The 17,427-nt window shown below is 37.7% G+C and carries 12 protein-coding genes and 1 other annotated feature; of the genes, 9 read left to right on the plus strand and 3 right to left on the minus strand.

Annotated features, from left to right (window positions below; translation table 11 throughout):
- The first annotated feature begins 9 nt into the window (after window positions 1-9).
- From smc to ftsY, 3 genes are read left to right on the plus strand one after another with little or no spacing between them, the layout of a single operon-like run.
- On the plus strand, window positions 10-3,588 hold the full coding sequence (gene smc, locus BCR24_RS03475; protein WP_069639175.1) for a chromosome segregation protein SMC: 3,579 nt from the start codon (window positions 10-12) through the stop codon (window positions 3,586-3,588).
- Between the two features lie 27 nt (window positions 3,589-3,615).
- A complete protein-coding gene (locus BCR24_RS03480) occupies window positions 3,616-4,443 on the plus strand; it encodes a Cof-type HAD-IIB family hydrolase (RefSeq protein WP_069639176.1) in 828 nt (275 codons plus the stop codon).
- Entirely contained in the window at window positions 4,444-5,679 is a 1,236-nt protein-coding gene (ftsY, locus tag BCR24_RS03485) for a signal recognition particle-docking protein FtsY (RefSeq protein ID WP_069639177.1), read from the plus strand.
- An 805-nt stretch (window positions 5,680-6,484) separates the two neighbouring features.
- Here the strand turns inward: ftsY and BCR24_RS03490 are convergent.
- Window positions 6,485-7,363 (minus strand): YitT family protein, encoded by an 879-nt coding sequence (locus BCR24_RS03490; RefSeq protein WP_069639178.1) that lies wholly within the window; start codon window positions 7,361-7,363, stop codon window positions 6,485-6,487.
- A 198-nt stretch (window positions 7,364-7,561) separates the two neighbouring features.
- Window positions 7,562-8,056: a cysteine hydrolase family protein gene (locus tag BCR24_RS03495; protein ID WP_069639179.1), complete on the minus strand. Its 495-nt coding sequence runs from the start codon at window positions 8,054-8,056 to the stop codon at window positions 7,562-7,564.
- A 226-nt stretch (window positions 8,057-8,282) separates the two neighbouring features.
- On the opposite strand from BCR24_RS03495, the gene gshAB reads away from it, so the two are divergent.
- Window positions 8,283-10,550, plus strand: a complete 2,268-nt coding sequence (gene gshAB, locus BCR24_RS03500; protein ID WP_069639180.1) for a bifunctional glutamate--cysteine ligase/glutathione synthetase — start codon at window positions 8,283-8,285, stop codon at window positions 10,548-10,550.
- Between the two features lie 93 nt (window positions 10,551-10,643).
- On the opposite strand, the gene BCR24_RS03505 is transcribed toward gshAB, so the two are convergent.
- Window positions 10,644-11,093, minus strand: coding sequence for a YueI family protein (locus BCR24_RS03505; protein WP_069639181.1), 450 nt, complete (start codon window positions 11,091-11,093; stop codon window positions 10,644-10,646).
- A 384-nt stretch (window positions 11,094-11,477) separates the two neighbouring features.
- On the opposite strand from BCR24_RS03505, the gene fitA reads away from it, so the two are divergent.
- The 5 genes from fitA (at window position 11,478) to BCR24_RS03530 (ending at window position 17,426) form a co-directional block, all read left to right on the plus strand.
- Window positions 11,478-12,425: an iron chelate ABC transporter permease FitA gene (fitA, locus tag BCR24_RS03510; RefSeq protein WP_069639182.1), complete on the plus strand. Its 948-nt coding sequence runs from the start codon at window positions 11,478-11,480 to the stop codon at window positions 12,423-12,425.
- The gene (gene fitB, locus BCR24_RS03515) at window positions 12,422-13,390 is read left to right on the plus strand and encodes an iron chelate uptake ABC transporter family permease subunit FitB (protein ID WP_069639183.1); all 969 of its coding nucleotides are present in this window, start codon (window positions 12,422-12,424) and stop codon (window positions 13,388-13,390) included. Before fitA ends, fitB begins: the two co-directional genes overlap by 4 nt.
- Window positions 13,387-14,145, plus strand: coding sequence for an iron chelate ABC transporter ATP-binding protein FitD (gene fitC, locus BCR24_RS03520; RefSeq protein ID WP_069639184.1), 759 nt, complete (start codon window positions 13,387-13,389; stop codon window positions 14,143-14,145). The genes fitB and fitC overlap by 4 nt, the downstream gene beginning before the upstream one ends.
- Before the next feature lie 56 nt (window positions 14,146-14,201).
- On the plus strand, window positions 14,202-15,161 hold the full coding sequence (gene fitD / locus BCR24_RS03525) for an iron chelate ABC transporter substrate-binding protein FitD (protein ID WP_069639185.1): 960 nt from the start codon (window positions 14,202-14,204) through the stop codon (window positions 15,159-15,161).
- A 155-nt stretch (window positions 15,162-15,316) separates the two neighbouring features.
- Window positions 15,317-15,551 (plus strand) — a binding site (T-box leader).
- Window positions 15,552-15,779: 228 nt separating this feature from the next.
- Complete coding sequence (locus BCR24_RS03530; RefSeq protein WP_069639231.1) at window positions 15,780-17,426, plus strand: peptide ABC transporter substrate-binding protein; 1,647 nt, start codon at window positions 15,780-15,782, stop codon at window positions 17,424-17,426.
- The last annotated feature ends 1 nt before the right edge of the window (window position 17,427 follow it).

Below are 17,427 nucleotides of genomic sequence, written 5' to 3' on the forward strand. Positions count from 1 at the left end.
GTTTTATTCGTGTATTTAAAACGAATTGAGATCGCGGGATTTAAATCCTTTGCGGATCGAACCGTAATAGAGTTTGAAAATGGCGTGACGGCTGTTGTCGGACCAAATGGCAGTGGAAAAAGTAATATCACCGAAGCGATTCGCTGGGTTTTAGGTGAGCAGTCAGCTAAAAGCCTTCGCGGAGGTAAGATGCCGGATATTATTTTTGCGGGCTCTGAAGGTCGTAAAGCGTTGAATATTGCCGAAGTAACGGTTGTCTTAGATAATAGTGATCATTTTTTACCGTTAGATTTTACTGAAATCAGCGTGACACGTCGCTATCGTCGAACAGGTGAAAGTGATTTTTATATCAATAAACAAGCTTGTCGCTTGAAAGATATCCACGATTTATTTATGGATTCTGGTTTGGGTAAAGAATCGTTTTCGATCATTTCTCAAGGGAAAGTCGAAGCGATTTTTAATAGTAAACCAGAAGACCGTCGCGGGATTTTTGAAGAAGCAGCAGGTGTGTTGAAATACAAACAACGAAAGAAAAAAGCAGAACAAAAACTGTTTGAAACAGAAGATAATTTAAGTCGTGTGCAAGATATCATCTATGAATTAGAAGATCAACTGACTCCTCTAGCTGCACAAAGCGAAGCAGCCAAGGAGTTTTTGAAGCTTAAAGAGAGCTTGACTGAAATCGATGTTAGCTTGACCGTCACAGAAATCGAAACAGCCAAAGAAGTCTGGGAGATAAAAGCGACCGAACTTGCAGCAATCGAAGAAAAATTGCAGGTGGCAAGCAAGAAAATACGTGATTCAGAAGATGAGCTATTCCAACTACGCGGTAAACGCAATAAATTAGATGAGCAGATCGAGACACAACAGCAGCAATTATTACAAATCACCGAAGCGTTAAAACAAACTGAAGGACAAAAAAACGTCTTAGTTGAACGTTCAAAACACACGATGCAAACAACTAGTGAATATCAGCAATCATTAACAGAGAATGCTGAGAAAATCACTCGATATCGTGAAGAAGTGCAAGACTTACAAGCAAAGGTCACTGAGAAAAAAGCGCAACGTGAATCATTAGTTGAAGCAATCAAATCCTCAGAACTAGAAGTTGAAAAATATAGTAAATCTTCTAAAGAATTATTAGAAGAACTACGTAGCCAATACGTTGAGGTCATGCAAGAACAAGCCAATACGAGCAATGACTTAAAGTACTTAGAGCGACAATATCAACAAGAAACAGCTAAAAATCAACAGTCTATTCAAAAGCATGAAGCACTAGAAAAACAAATGACGGATGCCTTAATCGAAAAAGAACAACTAGAAGCAAATGTCTTTGAATCAGAACAATCTTTAATAGAGCAAAGAGAACAATATACCCAATTCAAACAGCAACTAGATCAAAAACAAGGACAATTAGCGACCAAACAAAAGCAAATGTACCAAGCGATGAACCAAGTTCAACAAGCAAAAGCACGTCAAAAAAGCTTACAAGAAATCCAAGAAAACTACTCTGGCTTTTATCAAGGTGTTCGTTCAGTCTTAAAACACAAAGAACAATTGACTGGAATCGTCGGTGCAGTTGCGGAATTAATCGATGTTCCCAAAGAGTATACAGTAGCGATTGAGACAGCTTTAGGCGGAGCTGCACAACATGTAGTCGTGGAGACCGAAAAAGATGGTCGAGCAGGTATTACGTTCCTAAAACAACAACATAGCGGTCGGGCAACGTTCTTGCCATTGACGACGATCAAGCCCCGAAACGTGAGTAGTGCGGTGCGCGATCGTGTCAGTACTATTTCTGGATATTTAGGAGTCGCTAGCGAATTAGTTCATTTTTCAGATGAAGTCAGCAATGTGATCCAAAACCTCTTAGGTGTAACCTTGTTAGCGGAAAGTTTAGAGAGCGCCAATCAACTAGCAAAAGCTGTGAATTATCAATATCGTGTTGTTTCTTTAGAGGGTGATGTCATGAACTCAGGTGGTTCGATGACGGGTGGTGCCAACAAGCGAGGCAACCAAGGCAGCTTATTTTCACAAACCCAAGAACTCCAAACATTGACTGAACAAATGGAGCGGGTCGAAAAACAATTGACGGTTACCGAAAAAGAAGTACAACAGCTGACAGAGGAAGTCAAAGAATTAAATGAAAAACTTGAGCAATTGCGTTCAACAGGTGAAACGAGCCGCTTGAAGCAACAAGAGCTGCAAAATAAATTAGCCAATCAAGAAGAAACGATCACTCGTTTAACGAAGGAACAACGCTTGTTTGAATTTGAAGCGCGAGAATTACATCAATTTTTAACTGAGTATCAAACAAGAAAAGCCGAATTAACAGAGCAACAGCAAGAGCTAAATCAAACGAAAAATCGTTTGGATCAGGAAATGAAACAAGTCGATCAAGAAGCCAGCCAAATGGAAACATTACGGGCAGAGGCGTTTGAACGGTTCAATCAAGTGCAAGCCGATCAAGCCGTTGTAACAGAACAACTAGCGCACCTAACCGAACAAGCGGCAGAAAAGCAAATCCAACTAGACGAATTTTTAGCTAGAGAGACTGCATTACGACAACAACTACAACAATTGAATGACAATTCAACCAATCATCAAGTGACGGAAGAAAGTTTAGCGGTTCAATTAGAACAATTAGCTGAGAAAAAAGAGCAACTCCAAACGAGTATTCAAGAAGCGAAAACTGCTCGTCAGCAATTACAAGCACAAGTCGACCAAATCGATGTCGGCTTAGCAGAAGAAAATAAACAGCAGCAACATTTATTAACAGAGCAAACAAAAATCGAAGTCGAAAAAAACCGTTCAGAAATCAAATTAGACAATTCGTTACAATATTTGCAAGAAGAGTACAGTTTGACCTTTGAGCGTGCAAGTGAGGACTACGAATTGACAATCGACAAAGAACAGGCAAAAATCGAAGTGAAACGCTTGAAACGTGATATCGAACGTTTAGGCCCCGTCAATCTTAACGCAATCGAACAGTATGAACAAGTCAATGAACGACATGAGTTTTTAGTGACGCAGCGTGATGACTTATTAGATGCCAAAGAGCAATTATTTGAAACGATGGGCGAAATGGATGAAGAAGTTAAAGCGCGGTTTAGTGAGGTTTTTGAAGCAATTAGAGCACAGTTTAACGTCGTATTTCCAAATATGTTTGGCGGCGGTCGGGCAGAATTGATTTTAACGAATCCAGAAGATTTATTGAATACTGGGGTCGAAATCGAAGCACAACCTCCAGGTAAAAAATTACAAAATCTAAGCTTACTTTCTGGAGGTGAGCGAGCATTAACGGCGATTGCCTTATTGTTCTCGATCATCCGTGTTAGACCAGTACCTTTTTGCGTCTTGGATGAAGTCGAAGCCGCTTTAGATGATGCGAACGTTTCTCGTTTTGGTCATTATTTGAGTGAGTTTGAAGATAATACACAATTTATTGTGGTGACACACCGTAAAGGGACTATGGAAGCCGCAGATGTGTTGTATGGAGTAACGATGCAGGAATCAGGTGTTTCGAAAATCGTTTCTGTTCGTTTGGAAGAAGTCAAAGAAGGCGGCGCAATCGTCGCTGAAAGCTAGTTGTATAGGATTGGAGGACAAGACAGGTTGATTAAATTGATCGCTATCGATTTAGATGGCACGTTATTAAATAGTAATAAGGAAATATCTGCAAGAAACAAAGAAGCCTTAGCGCAAGCAAAAGCTGCAGGTGTTAAAATCGTTATTTGTACAGGTCGACCATTAGCGGCAATCGGTATTTATTTGGACGATTTGAATTTGCGTGACAATGGGGACTACAGTATCACCTTCAATGGTGGTTTGGTTCAAAAAAATGATACAGGTGAAATCATCGAAAAAGCGTCTATGCCTGTAGAAAATATCCATGATTTGTTTGAGTTGGCTAAATCATTGAACGTACCATTGGATATTTTATCTGATGGGCTTGTATTGCAGTTGCCAACGACAAAGGATCATGAATCGTTGTATAGCCAGTTAAATAAATTACTGACATATGAGTCTTACGAATTAGCGCAATTGACCGCTGACAGAATCTACAATAAAGCTGTTATTGCAGTAGATCAAACGTATTTAGATGAGCAAATCAAAAAAATACCGCGTCCATTTTACGATCGGTATGAAATCATCAAAACGAGAAGTAATTTACTTGAATTTATGCCAAAAGGAATCACAAAAGCTTACGGTATTTCTCTATTAGCAAGAGATTTAGGCATTAAACAAGAAGAAATCATGACGCTCGGTGATGAAGAAAATGATTTACCAATGATCGAATATGCAGGTCTGGGGATCGCGATGGAAAATGCTGTTTCTCGAGTGAAAGATTTGGCAGACGTGATCACAGACACAAACGACAATGACGGTGTCGCACAAGCGGTTGAAAAATTTGTTTTAGAACCATTGAAAGGAGGGAATTAAATGGGATTTTTCGATAAAATAAAAAAAGCTTTCATGAACGAAAAAGAAACGCAGCCAGCTGAAATCGAAACAGATGAAACGCAGACAGAAGCTGAGGTAGAAGATAAAGTTTCAGAAACGCAACCAGTCGAACAAGAAATGACAGAACAAACACAAGAGGATTCTTTTGAAAATGAAGAAGAACCAAAAAACAATTTAGAAGCGGAAAGTGATCCTTTGACCACGGTGACCCCTGTGATACATGCAGAAGAACGTGTTGATCCTGAAATTATGGAGGAACAAGCAGAAGAAATCATCGTACAAGAGAAATATGAAAAAGGGCTGGAGAAAACTCGCAAAACCTTTGGTGAACGTTTAAATGAATTATTTGCCAACTTCCGTTCAGTTGATGAAGACTTTTTTGAAGAATTAGAAGAAACGTTGATCGGTGCTGATGTTGGTTTTGATACAGCAATAAAAATTACAGAATCGCTCCGTCAAGAAGTAAAATTGCGTAATGTGAAGAAACCTGCTGCTGTGCAAAATACGATCATTGAAAAAATGGTTGATCTCTACGAAGCTGAAGGCATTGAAGAAAATAATGCGTTGAATATCCAAGAAAACGGATTGACTGTGATGTTATTTGTCGGTGTAAATGGTGTTGGTAAAACGACTAGTATCGGTAAACTTGCCCACGAATACAAACAAGATGGTAAAAAAGTCCTATTGGCAGCAGCTGATACCTTTCGAGCAGGGGCTATCGATCAATTAGTCGTCTGGGGTGAACGTGCTGGGGTAGAAGTTGTTCGAGGCAATGCTGGCGGTGATCCAGCAGCAGTTGTTTTTGATGCAGTAGAACGTGCCAAAGCGGAGAATGCAGATATCTTACTTGTTGATACAGCAGGACGTTTGCAAAATAAAGTCAATTTGATGAATGAACTTGAAAAAATCAAACGTATAATTCAGCGAGAACTACCAGATGCACCTCATGAAGTCCTGCTTGTAGTAGATGCCACAACTGGGCAAAACGCAATGTCACAAGCAAAACAATTTAAAGAAACAACGGATGTCACAGGCTTAGTACTAACAAAATTAGATGGTACAGCCAAAGGTGGAATCGTCCTGGCGATTCGTAATGAGTTGCATTTACCAGTGAAATTAGTCGGACTTGGGGAAGGTATTGATGATTTGGAAAGGTTTGATGCCAATGATTTTGCGATTGGTTTGTTCAAAGGATTACTAAAAGTCGAAGATTAAAGAAATAGAAAAAACTTTTGAGTGACTACAAAGTAGCCAGCCAAAAGTTTTTTAATTCGTTAAAATAACGTTGGCACTATGTTCGCTGTCCATTCAAATTGCTGAACTGCCGACAACTAAATTTAACCAAAAGTATAATATAATTTAAGTGAATGTAGTGAATAATGGGGAGAAATTTTTGATTTACTTTGTTTTTGGGGTGAGACACGCGTGGAGTGTTTGATCGATAATGGTGAGGTGATAAGCTTGAATTGTGAGAATCAAGAGAGCTAATAAAGTAGTAATCAACGATTAAATAAACACACTAAGATCATTAGACAAACACAATGATCTTAGTATACTTATTTTTTTATAGTATAAAAATCTGATTGACTAGCAATATCTCCACCTAAAATGAGAATAATGCAGTAAGAGCAAAAAAGCGTATTTTAATATGTCGCCTATCCGCCAGTCCTGCGACTGAAAGGAGGTGTACCCATGCTTTTAGCATTTTTTTGCCCGCTTCTTGTAGGAATATTGAGCTCTGTATTTGAGTATTGGCTAAATACTAAAAAGAAGTAAAACAAAATATGGCGGCATTAGCCCACGAAAAACCCCTGAAGACTCACACTCTTCAGGGGTTTAGTGTACCACATGCTTTTTTTCTGCAAGTTAATTATAACATGAAAAATGAATTTCGTACATAATGGAATGGAAAAATTGGTCCTTTGGATTGCTAAGTGGCAAACTGTTTCATTCCGATTCTCTTGATCTAGCTACACAAAGCATTTTTCATGAGAGCTAAGGGCTTTATTTTACCGCTCTATCACAAATTATTCGTTTCAATCCCGTAATCCTCTGCGATTTTCTTCAAGCTAAACCCTCGACCAAAGACCTCACTCGCATTCATCGAAACAATAAAGGCTTCTTCATCGATTGCCATGACATTTTCTTTGATTTTAGCAAAGTCTTTTTCACTGATGACAGTCATCATCAACATACTTGGATTTTTTTGATAACCGCCTTCAATCGGTATCATCGTTAACCCTTTATCCATATCAACTAAGATTTTTTCTTTGATTTCTGCATATTTTGGTGAAATGATCAGAACATTCTTAGAACGAACAAAACCGACTTGGACCATATCCACCACACGTCCAATAAGGTATAAGCAAATCAGAGAGAAGAGAACTGTATCAGTATTGAAAACAAATAGGGCAGATAAAATCACGATACCGTCCACAAACAAAATCGACACGCCTAGGGAAATTTTAAAATATTTATTAACGATTTGAGAGATAATCGCCGTTCCGCCAGTTGACGCGTTTCCTCTAAATTCTAGTCCTAACCCAATCCCGGTTAAAAGACCACCAAAGATTGTTGCAAGAAAAATATTATGAGTAAGCACAGGTAAATGCGTTGTAATTCCCACAAAAAAAGGATAGATCAAACTACCATAAATTGTTTTGATCCCAACTTCCTTTCCAAGGAGCAAAAAGCAAAGCAGTAATAAGGGCAAGTTAATTGCATACAAAACTAACGCTGGATTGATCCCAAACAGATAATTGATTACTACACTAATTCCATTGGCACCACCAGCCACGATTTTATTTGGTAGTAAAATTGAATTGATCGATACTGCTAAAATAAAAGAACCAATTGTTACGTATAATGTATCTTGGATTTGTCTTTTCGTAAATTTCATGTAAAACCTTCCTCCATTTCCATAGAATACGGGATATTTCCTCTTTGAATAGAAAATAAGAACGAAATTAATAAAACGCAACAAATATCCCCTAGTTATACTATCACGAATGACTAGAAGATATCATGAGATAATTTTAATTTTTTGTTTCCAGAATATGGTACTATTAGAGAGAGATAGAAAACAAGGGGTATTGAATCAAATAAACGTTAGAAAACGTTGGTCCCATAACTGTTCATGATGCCTAATAATTGTTTTAGCATCTAATAAATCATTATCCAGGGTAGTGCTTAGACCACGCTTCATGAAACATGTATAGCCTAAACCATGTGCCATACGGATTGTTGTGTCAACACAATATTCTGTTTGAGCACCGCAAAATTCAAGTTGGGTGATACTCAGTTGATCCAATAGTTCTTTTAATGGTGTGTGGAAAAAGGAATTTGCATGGGTTTTACCAATATAGAAGTCTTCGGCTCTAACGTCTAGTTGGTCGAATAACTGCCAACTTTGACTATTGATCACCAAGTCTTCATCCTCGTGTTGGATAAAGATAATTGGTAACTGCTGTTTTCGGTACTCGCTGATTCGTTGGTTCACGCCAACTAAAACCTTATCACGCTGAAATAAGCCAGTGCCAAAACTTTCTAGTCCGATTTGAAGATCGATGATGATTAAGGCTTGATTCGTCATTAGATACCTCTCTGATTAAAATTATTTTTTCTTTTTAGTATACATGGAAGTCACGGATCTTGAAAGAATAGATAGTAGAGGATACAAAATAAATAAGGCTTATCTTTGTCCAAAGTAGTAAATTTATTTCCTTTTTGACAAAATTTAAGCTAAAATATTTTTTTTGCTTCTCTTTTTCTATATAATGATGAGTAATAGCATAATAACAGGGAAGAAAGGCGACAGTATGAAATTTAAAGAGTTGTTACAGCAAAAAAATGCACGCCCCTATATCATGGCAGCGCGCTTTGGATTAGAAAAAGAAAGTCAACGTACGACATTTGATGGTCAATTAGCAATGACAGACCACCCAATGGTTTTAGGGAATCGAACATATCATCCATATATTCAAACCGATTTTAGTGAAACGCAAATGGAATTGATCACACCTGTGGCAAATTCAATCCATGAAATGATGCGTTATCTCGCAGCAATTCATGATGTAGCGTTTCGTTCGATGAATAAACATGAGATGCTTTGGCCCCTAAGTATGCCGCCAAAATTACCACTAAAAGATGAAGAGATAAAAATCGCCAAACTTGAGCAGTATGATGGGATTTTGTATCGTCGTTACTTAGCAAGAGAATACGGGAAACGTAAGCAAATGGTCAGCGGGATTCATTTTAATTTTGAATACGATATCGAATTAGTTCAGCAGCTTTTTTCAGCGCAAACAGAGTATAAAACGATCGAAGCATTCAAAAATATTTTATATATGAAAGTCTCACGTAACTATTTACGTTACCGTTGGCTGATCACGTATCTATTTGGCGCTTCTCCTGTGAGTGAGCCGGGTTACTTTACTGAACGTGAAGAACGACCGAAAGAGCCGGTTAGAAGTTTACGTAACAGTGCATTTGGTTACAAAAATAATGAAAATGTCAAAGTATCTTATGAATCTTTACAACATTACATCAAAGATATTCATCGGATGGTTGAAAATGGCATATTATCAGAAGAAAAAGAATTTTATTCAGCGGTTCGATTACGCGGCGGCAAGCAAATGGCTGATCTACCTAAAACGGGTGTTCGTTACATTGAATTACGAAACTTAGATTTAAATCCGTTTGCCCCACTAGGTGTTGATGAAGAATCTCTAGAATTTATCCATCTGTTTATGTTGTATTTGTTGTGGACTGATGAAAAGGAAGCGCCCAATGATTGGGTAGCGACAGGAGATTTCTTGAATGAGCAAGTCGCTTTAGGTCATCCGTTTGCCCAAGTGAAATTATTGGCAGAAGGGGATCGGATTTTTGCTGAAATGGATGAAATGATCGAGTCTTTAGGATTATTTAGAGCTAAAAAATCATTAGAAGTTCATCGAGCACAGTTGCGAACACCTGATTTAACGATTGCCGGAAAGATGTGGACGATCATTGAAAGTAACTCCAATCATGAATTGGGGATTATTTTCGGGAAAGAATTTCAAGGGATGGCATTTGAACGCCCGTATCAATTGGCTGGCTTTAGAAACATGGAGCTATCTACGCAACTATTTTTATTTGATATCATTCAAAAGGGTGTCGAGGTTGAAATCCTTGATGAACCAGAACAATTTTTGAAACTCAAACATAATGAGCATATCGAATATGTCAAAAATGCTAATATGACCAGTAAAGATAATTATGTTGTCCCATTGATCATGGAGAATAAGACAGTGACGAAAAAAGTTTTAGCAGAAGCTGGCTTTACAGTTCCTGCTGGCGATGAATTTGATACGCTGGAAATGGCTGAACAGGCCTATGTAAAATATTCGGAAAAAGCATTTGTGATCAAACCAAAAACGACAAATTATGGTATAGGAATCACCATTTTCAAAGAGGGTGCTTCATTAGCTGATTATACTGAAGCCTTGCAGTTAGCGTTTAAAGAAGATTCAGCTGTCTTAATTGAAGAGTTCTTGCCAGGGACGGAATATCGATTCTTTGTTTTAGATGATCAAGTGCGGGCGATTATGTTGCGCGTACCAGCCAATGTGGTGGGAGATGGTATCCGCTCTGTGGAAGCATTGGTAGCCGAAAAAAATCTCGACCCATTGAGAGGAACCCATCACCGTTCACCATTAGAATTGATTCAGTTAGGTGACGTTGAGCGTTTGATGTTAAAAGAACAAAATTTATTAACAACATCTGTTCCAGAAAAAGATCAAATTGTGTATCTAAGAGAAAACTCTAATGTCAGCACGGGTGGCGATTCCATCGATGTGACAGATGATTTTGATGAAAGTTACAAGCAAATTGCCATTGAAGCAGTCCAAGCCTTAGGCGCCAAAATCTGTGGCATCGACTTGATCGTGCCGGATAAATCGATCAAGGGAACGAAGCATAGCCGAACATATGGCATCATAGAAGCAAACTTCAACCCAGCAATGCATATGCATGCTTATCCACATTCGGGTAAAGGTCGCCATTTAACGATGGATGTACTGAAAATGCTGTATCCAGAAGTATTTTAGACTCGAGTAATTGGACTAAAAACCACACAATGCGGAAAGCGCATTGTGTGGTTTTTAGTAAATTACCGAAGAGCCTGACTTTTTCATACCGTTTCAATGAAATAACTTATGCCAAAACCCCTTCTTAGGTTCATCCAGTTGTTCACTCTTAGTAGATTGTTTAGGAAATTTTTGTTCAATGTCGATGGTTTCCACGTTTACTGCTTCTTTTGCGGTCAAAACTAAACCTAAAGCATCTGGCGTATTTTCAACGAAATCATTGACCACTGTGAATTTTAGGTGTCGTTCATTGATCAGTTTAATATAAGCAGACTGCAAAGTAATGTCCATTGCACCATTTAAAAGAACCGTTGCATCAGGATGTTGAGTTAACTCTTTTAAGAAATTTGTTCTATTGGCTGTATCTTTCATCTGTTCGATTGTCATAGTCAAGTAACATCTTTCACGAAAAGTACCCATATACTTGCGTTGTTCCTCTGGTTTTAGTAGCGGGGTGCCATACATCGCATTATCTAAATGTTTCTGTAAGTCATCTTGTGCCATTCATTATCTAACCTGCTTCCATTCAATAGTCTTACCTCAGATTATAGCACAGAATTAAGAGAAACCGCTTATAAGAACGGAATTTAAACAACAATCGAGCATAGAGAAAAGCTAAAAAAGTATTGCTTTTCTTACGATTTTCGCATAGACTAATAAGTAAGAATGAAAATCATTCTCAATTAGAAAAGCTGATCAGACTCATTCAGCACCGACAGAAAAATAGGAAAACAGGATTGTGCCGCTATTGGGCACGAGCAGGTTTTATCTTTTTTCCGAGGTGTTAGTCTGTAAAGCTAGACAAAGAGAAAAGCTGATCAGACTCGTTCTGTGATAGCTCTAGTCAGGATCATGTCATTCTAGCAAGTAGAAAAACGGAGCAAGTATATGAAAAAAATAGGCCTATTTGTTCTCTTACTCCTTTTGATTGTAGCATCGATTTTTGTCGGAGTGAAAGATATTTCCCTGACACAGTTGTTTCAATGGGATTCACAGCAACAATTAGTATTGTTCACAACGAGGATACCTCGGACAATCAGTTTGGTGATCGCTGGAAGTACAATCAGTATCTCTGGATTGATCATGCAACATTTAACACAGAATAAATTTGTTTCGCCAAGCACAGCAGGTACGATGGATAGTGCAAGATTAGGAATTTTAGTCGTAATGATTTTTTTCCCTACAGCACCATTATTGTTTCGTTCGTTTGTCGCATTTCTGTTTGCTTTTGGTGGAACGTTAGCTTTTATTTATTTAACACGCTTCTTACCTGCAAAAAATCAAGTCATGATTCCATTGATCGGTGTGATGTTTGGTAATATTATCGGTTCAGTGGCGACATTTTTTGCGTATCAATTTCAATTAGTTCAAAATATGTCTTCTTGGCTGCAGGGGAATTTTTCTACAGTGATGAAAGGCAATTACGAACTACTTTATCTAACGATTCCTCTATTGATCATCACCTATCTTTTTGCTTACCGCTTTACCGTAGTTGGGATGGGCGAAGACATGGCGACGAATCTGGGCTTAAATTATCAACAGATTCAATTGTTTGGTTTAGGAATTGTTGCGTTGTCCAGTGCCGTTGTGTTGATCATGGTTGGGAATATTCCGTTTTTAGGCGTAATTGTTCCTAATTTGGTCTCCATGCGCTATGGCGATCATATGAAAAATACACTTGGGATCACAGCTGTTGGTGGGAGTATCTTTTTGCTAGCATGCGATGTTTTAGCCAGAGTGGTGATTGCGCCTTATGAAGTACCTGTCAGCGTAGTTGTCGGTGTGTTAGGCAGCTTTATCTTTATTGCATTATTGATGAGGAGGAAAACAGCATGAAAAAATTCTTCCAATCATCAACAGTGAAAATCCTTTTATTACTAGTTGCGGTGATTGCCGTGTGTGCGTTGTACCTATCCTACAAGACATATGGTAATTGGGATTTCGCGTTAGAACTTAGAGGGAAAAAGTTACTGGCTTTTGTCTTTGTTGGAGTTGCTGCAACATTTTCGACAATCAGTTTTCAAACAATGACCCAAAATCATTTTTTGACCCCGAATATCTTAGGACTGGATTCTCTGTATGTTTTTATTCAGACCTTATTATTTTTCTTTTTGGGCGGACAACAACTTTTAGGGAATGAAACAATCGCTACGTTCCTATTAAATGTTTTGCTAATGGTAGGTGCAAGTATTTTGTTATCGCGCTTTTTATTAAAAAAGGGCGGGAACGATTTATTCTTATTACTGATGATCGGCATTATTTTAGGTACTTTTTTTAATAGTATCAGTACGTTCTTACAAGTGGTAATGGATCCGAATGAGTATGATTTGCTGCAAGGGAAATTATTTGCCAGTTTTGGGAATGTGAATAGTCAGCATTTGTTGATTGCTGGTATTTTGATCACCTTTTTAGTTGGTTTTTTGTGGGTGAAAAGTCATGCTTTGGACGTTTTACATTTAGGAAATGAGCAAGCAACTAGTTTAGGGATCAATGTTCCTAGATTTCAATTTGTGTTATTGACTGTGATTAGTGGACTGATCGGCTTATCTACAGCTTTAGTAGGACCTGTAACGTTCTTAGGGTTTATCGTTGCAAATATGAGCTATCAGTTGATGGGTACTTTTAGGCATCGTGAGTTATTTTTAGGTGGTAGTTTGCTGTCGATAATTTTGTTGGTTTTTGGACAATTTATGGTCGAACAAGTCTTCCAATTAAACACGACTTTAAGTATTGTGATCGAGTTTGGCGGTGGTGTTTATTTTGTTGGGAAAATTATTAGTGAAAGGAAGCAGCGCAGATGATCGAAATCAAAAATGTATCAAAAAGATATGGTGAAAAGATTGTTGTTTCAGAAGTTCAGTTGCCAATTACAGAGCAAAAATTGACCGCTTTTATTGGGCCAAATGGAGCGGGGAAAAGTACGCTGCTTTCAATGATGAGTCGCTTGATTCCTAAAGATACTGGTGAGATTTATTTAGACCATAATGAAGTAAAGACTTGGAAACAAAGCGAACTATCAAAGAAACTATCGATTTTAAAACAAACAAATGGAATCAATTTAAAAATCACGGTCAGAGAATTAGTTAATTTTGGCCGCTTCCCCTATAGTAAAGGTCGTTTAAAAAAAGAAGATCATGAAAAAGTCGAAGAAGCGATGGAAAATCTTGGATTGCTGGATTTGGCAGATGAATTGATCGATACATTGTCTGGCGGACAATTGCAACGAGTATATATTGCCATGGTTTTGGCGCAGGATACAGATTATATTTTACTAGATGAGCCGTTGAATAATTTGGATATGAACTTTGCGGTCCAAATGATGCAGACCTTGCGCCGTTTGGTGGATGAGTTTGGCAAAACAGTGATCATCGTGTTGCATGATATCAATTTTGCAGCGAGCTATGCAGATGAGATCGTTGCCATGAAAGACGGCCGCTTATTCACACACGGTAGTACCGATGACATTATCCAATCTGAGGTATTGAATAAACTTTACGATATGAATATCCGGATTTGTGAAATTGAAGGAAAAAGATTCTGTATGTATTTTAACTAGAAAAGCTGAATAAGATAGCAAAATTTAAATACACTAATCAAACTGGAGGAAACAAAATGAAAAAGAAATTTTTAGCGTTAGCAACAGTCTCAATGGTTGCACTACTTACTTTGGGTGCATGTGGCAACAATGATAAAAAAACAGATGAATCTGGCTCAAAAGAATCAAGTGCAGAAGCGACAACAATTACAGTCAACGATTCAAATGGTTCTATCGAAGTTCCTAAAAATCCTAAAAAAGTCGTTGTTTTCGATAACGGTTCATTAGATACAATGGATGCTTTGGGTGTAGGGGATACTGTAGTTGGAGCGCCAACGAAAAACTTACCTGATTATCTATCAGATTATAAAAAAGTCGAATCAGCTGGCGGAATCAAAGAGCCAGATTTGGAAAAAATTAATGAACTTAAACCAGATATGATCATCATCTCTGGTCGTCAGCAAGATTTCCAAGATAAATTGAGCAAAATTGCCCCAACGATTTATTTATCAGTAGATGCAAAAGACACATGGAATTCTACAAAGAAAAACATCGAAACGTTAGCTGAAATTTTTGATAAAAAAGACGAAGCGAAGACAAAAATCACTGATTTAGAAAAAGAAATTGCAGATGTTAAAGAAAAAGCAGAAGCAAGCAATGATAAAGCTTTAGTTGTTTTAGTAAATGAAGGTCAGCTTTCAGCTTATGGAACGGGTTCTCGTTTTGGCATTGTTCATGATACTTTTGGCTTTAAACAAGCAGATGATGCCATTGAAGCTTCTACCCATGGACAAAGTGTTTCATATGAATATGTTCTAGAAAAAAATCCGGATATCTTGTTTGTCGTTGACCGTACCAAAGCAATCGGTGGCGATGATACCAATGATAATGTAGAAAATAATGAATTGGTTAAACAAACAAATGCTGGTAAAAATGGTAAAGTGATTACATTACAACCAGATGTTTGGTACCTAAGTGGTGGTGGATTAGAATCTACTCATCTAATGATTGAAGATGTACAAAAAGCACTAAAATAAAATGAATAAAGTATCTGGTTCCCCTGAATCATCTAGCATGTTAGAAATGTTGGTATTGAAGGGATAGCCAGGTATTTTTTTGGAAATTTCTCAACCTATATTGACGCTTCTTCCCTTGGTATGCTACAATCCTTATAATACATTATCTATTAAAATTAAATGTGAAGATGAGGAAAGTATTTTTCAGATAGCTCAAAGAGAGTCTCGTTTGGTGGGAAGAGACAGTGAATATGGGAAAGAAAATGGCCTTTGAACAAATTGATCGAACAAGTTAAGATCAATTCAGGTGCGCCTGTTATAGCGCCTCAGCATGCTTGTGTTGATAGAGTGGACTTTTTATAAAGTCAATCGAAGGTGGTACCGCGAAAGTTTAAAACTCTCGTCCTTTTTATAGGATGAGAGTTTTTTGTTGTGAATCACTACGACTGGCTCTGCCAGAGTAGATGATGAACAATACAAGGCGTGCAAAGGGAGAGAAGCTTCCAAACTAGGAATCACCAAGTGTTATGACTATGATAATTTGTAGAGCATGACTTCAAGAGAGAGGCCATTTGATTTTCAACATTCACAAAAAGGTAGGAGTAGTTGATGTATACAGATTCTGAAGGGGGAAACAAAATGAAGAAAAAATTACTAGTTGTAAGTGCAGTATTAACGGGATTATTACTCACAGCATGCGGGGGCAACGACCAAAAAGAAACAACTAAAAGCGAAGCAGGGACAATTGCTAAAAATCAAAAAATCGAAATCAGTTCACCTACACCACTTTCAACGCTAGATACAACACAAACTATGGATAAAAATACGTTTACGATCGTGCAACATTTGTTTGAAGGACTGTATCGTTTTGATGATGATAGTACTCCAATTCCAGGTTTAGCAGAAAAAGTAGCGGTTAGTGAAGATGGTTTAACGTATAAATTTACGCTGAAAGACGATATCAAATGGAGTAATGGTGAACCAATCACTGCACAAGATTTTCTTTATTCATGGAAAAAATTAGTGACACCAGCAACGATTGGTCCAAATGCTTATTTATTGGATAATGTGAAAAATAGCAAAGCAATCCGAAATGGTGAAAAACCAATAGACGAAATAGGTCTTGCTGCACCAAGTGATCAAGAGTTTGAGGTGACATTAGAACAAGCCCAACCATCCTTTTTAGTAGTTGCTTCAATCGGCTGGTTAGCCCCACAAAATCAAGCATATGTTGAGAAGCAAGGGAAAGAGTATGCTACAGATAGTGATCATTTAATTTATAGCGGGCCGTTTATTTTAACAGATTGGGATGCTTCGTCTGATACCTGGACATTGAAAAAGAACCCAGAGTATTACGATGCAGATACAGTCAAGCTAGAAGAAGTTAAAGTTAATACGATCAAAGAAGAAAATACAGGAATCAATTTATACCAATCAAATGAATTAGACTTGGTTCGTATCAGCGGTCAATATGTGCAGCAATACAGTGATGACGCAGGATATGTCACACATTCAGATGTAGCAAATCACTATTTAGATTTCAATAAAAAAGCAGGCACAGCACCAGCTAATATCCATTTACGAAAAGCAATCGCACAAGCAATCGATAAGGATGCTTTGACAAAAAGTGTTTTAAATGATGGCTCAAAACCATTGAATGGTCTGATCCCAAGTAACTTATACAAAAATCCTGAAACCTCTGAGGATTTCAGAAAATTCAGCGGAGATCATCTAACATATGATGTGAAAAAAGCACAAGCAGAATGGGAAAAAGCGCAAGCGGAGCTAGGCGATAAAGTGAAATTATCACTCTTGGTGTCAGATGATGACAATGGAAAAAAAATCTCTGAATACATTCAAAGTCAACTACAAGAGAACTTAAAAGGGCTAGAAATCACGATCAATGCACAGCCAAAAAATAATGTCTTACAAACGCGTAAAGACAAAGAATATGAACTTTCATTATCTGGCTGGATTGCTGGCAGTAGTGATTTAGATTCTTATTTTAACTTATATGCAGGCAGCTCTGCGTATAATTATGGTTCATACAAAAATGATACCTATGACAAGTTCATTACCGATGCACGAACAATCAATGCGAATACGCCGAATAAACAGTTTGATGATTACAAAGAAGCAGAAGATATTTTACTAGATCAAGATGCGGCTCAAGTACCGCTTTATCAAAGTGCATCTAATTATTTGATCAATCCAGCTATCAAAGGAATCAGTTACCATTTATATGGTGATTATTTCAACCTGAGAACAGCTTACTTGGAGGACTAAC

It is taken from the genome of Enterococcus ureilyticus (assembly GCF_001730315.1).
GTDB classification, from domain to species: domain Bacteria; phylum Bacillota; class Bacilli; order Lactobacillales; family Enterococcaceae; genus Enterococcus_L; species Enterococcus_L ureilyticus.

Bases quoted from the DNA above. Each gene is read 5' to 3' on its own strand.
- ftsY (WP_069639177.1), top strand. From the start codon at position 4,444: ATGGGATTTTTCGATAAAATAAAAAAAGCTTTCATGAACGAAAAAGAA.
- fitA (WP_069639182.1), top strand. From the start codon at position 11,478: ATGAAAAAAATAGGCCTATTTGTTCTCTTACTCCTTTTGATTGTAGCA.
- fitD (WP_069639185.1), top strand. From the start codon at position 14,202: ATGAAAAAGAAATTTTTAGCGTTAGCAACAGTCTCAATGGTTGCACTA.
- fitC (WP_069639184.1), top strand. From the start codon at position 13,387: ATGATCGAAATCAAAAATGTATCAAAAAGATATGGTGAAAAGATTGTT.
- BCR24_RS03495 (WP_069639179.1), bottom strand. From the start codon at position 8,056: ATGACGAATCAAGCCTTAATCATCATCGATCTTCAAATCGGACTAGAA.
- BCR24_RS03530 (WP_069639231.1), top strand. From the start codon at position 15,780: ATGAAGAAAAAATTACTAGTTGTAAGTGCAGTATTAACGGGATTATTA.
- fitB (WP_069639183.1), top strand. From the start codon at position 12,422: ATGAAAAAATTCTTCCAATCATCAACAGTGAAAATCCTTTTATTACTA.
- gshAB (WP_069639180.1), top strand. From the start codon at position 8,283: ATGAAATTTAAAGAGTTGTTACAGCAAAAAAATGCACGCCCCTATATC.
- BCR24_RS03505 (WP_069639181.1), bottom strand. From the start codon at position 11,093: ATGGCACAAGATGACTTACAGAAACATTTAGATAATGCGATGTATGGC.
- BCR24_RS03490 (WP_069639178.1), bottom strand. From the start codon at position 7,363: ATGAAATTTACGAAAAGACAAATCCAAGATACATTATACGTAACAATT.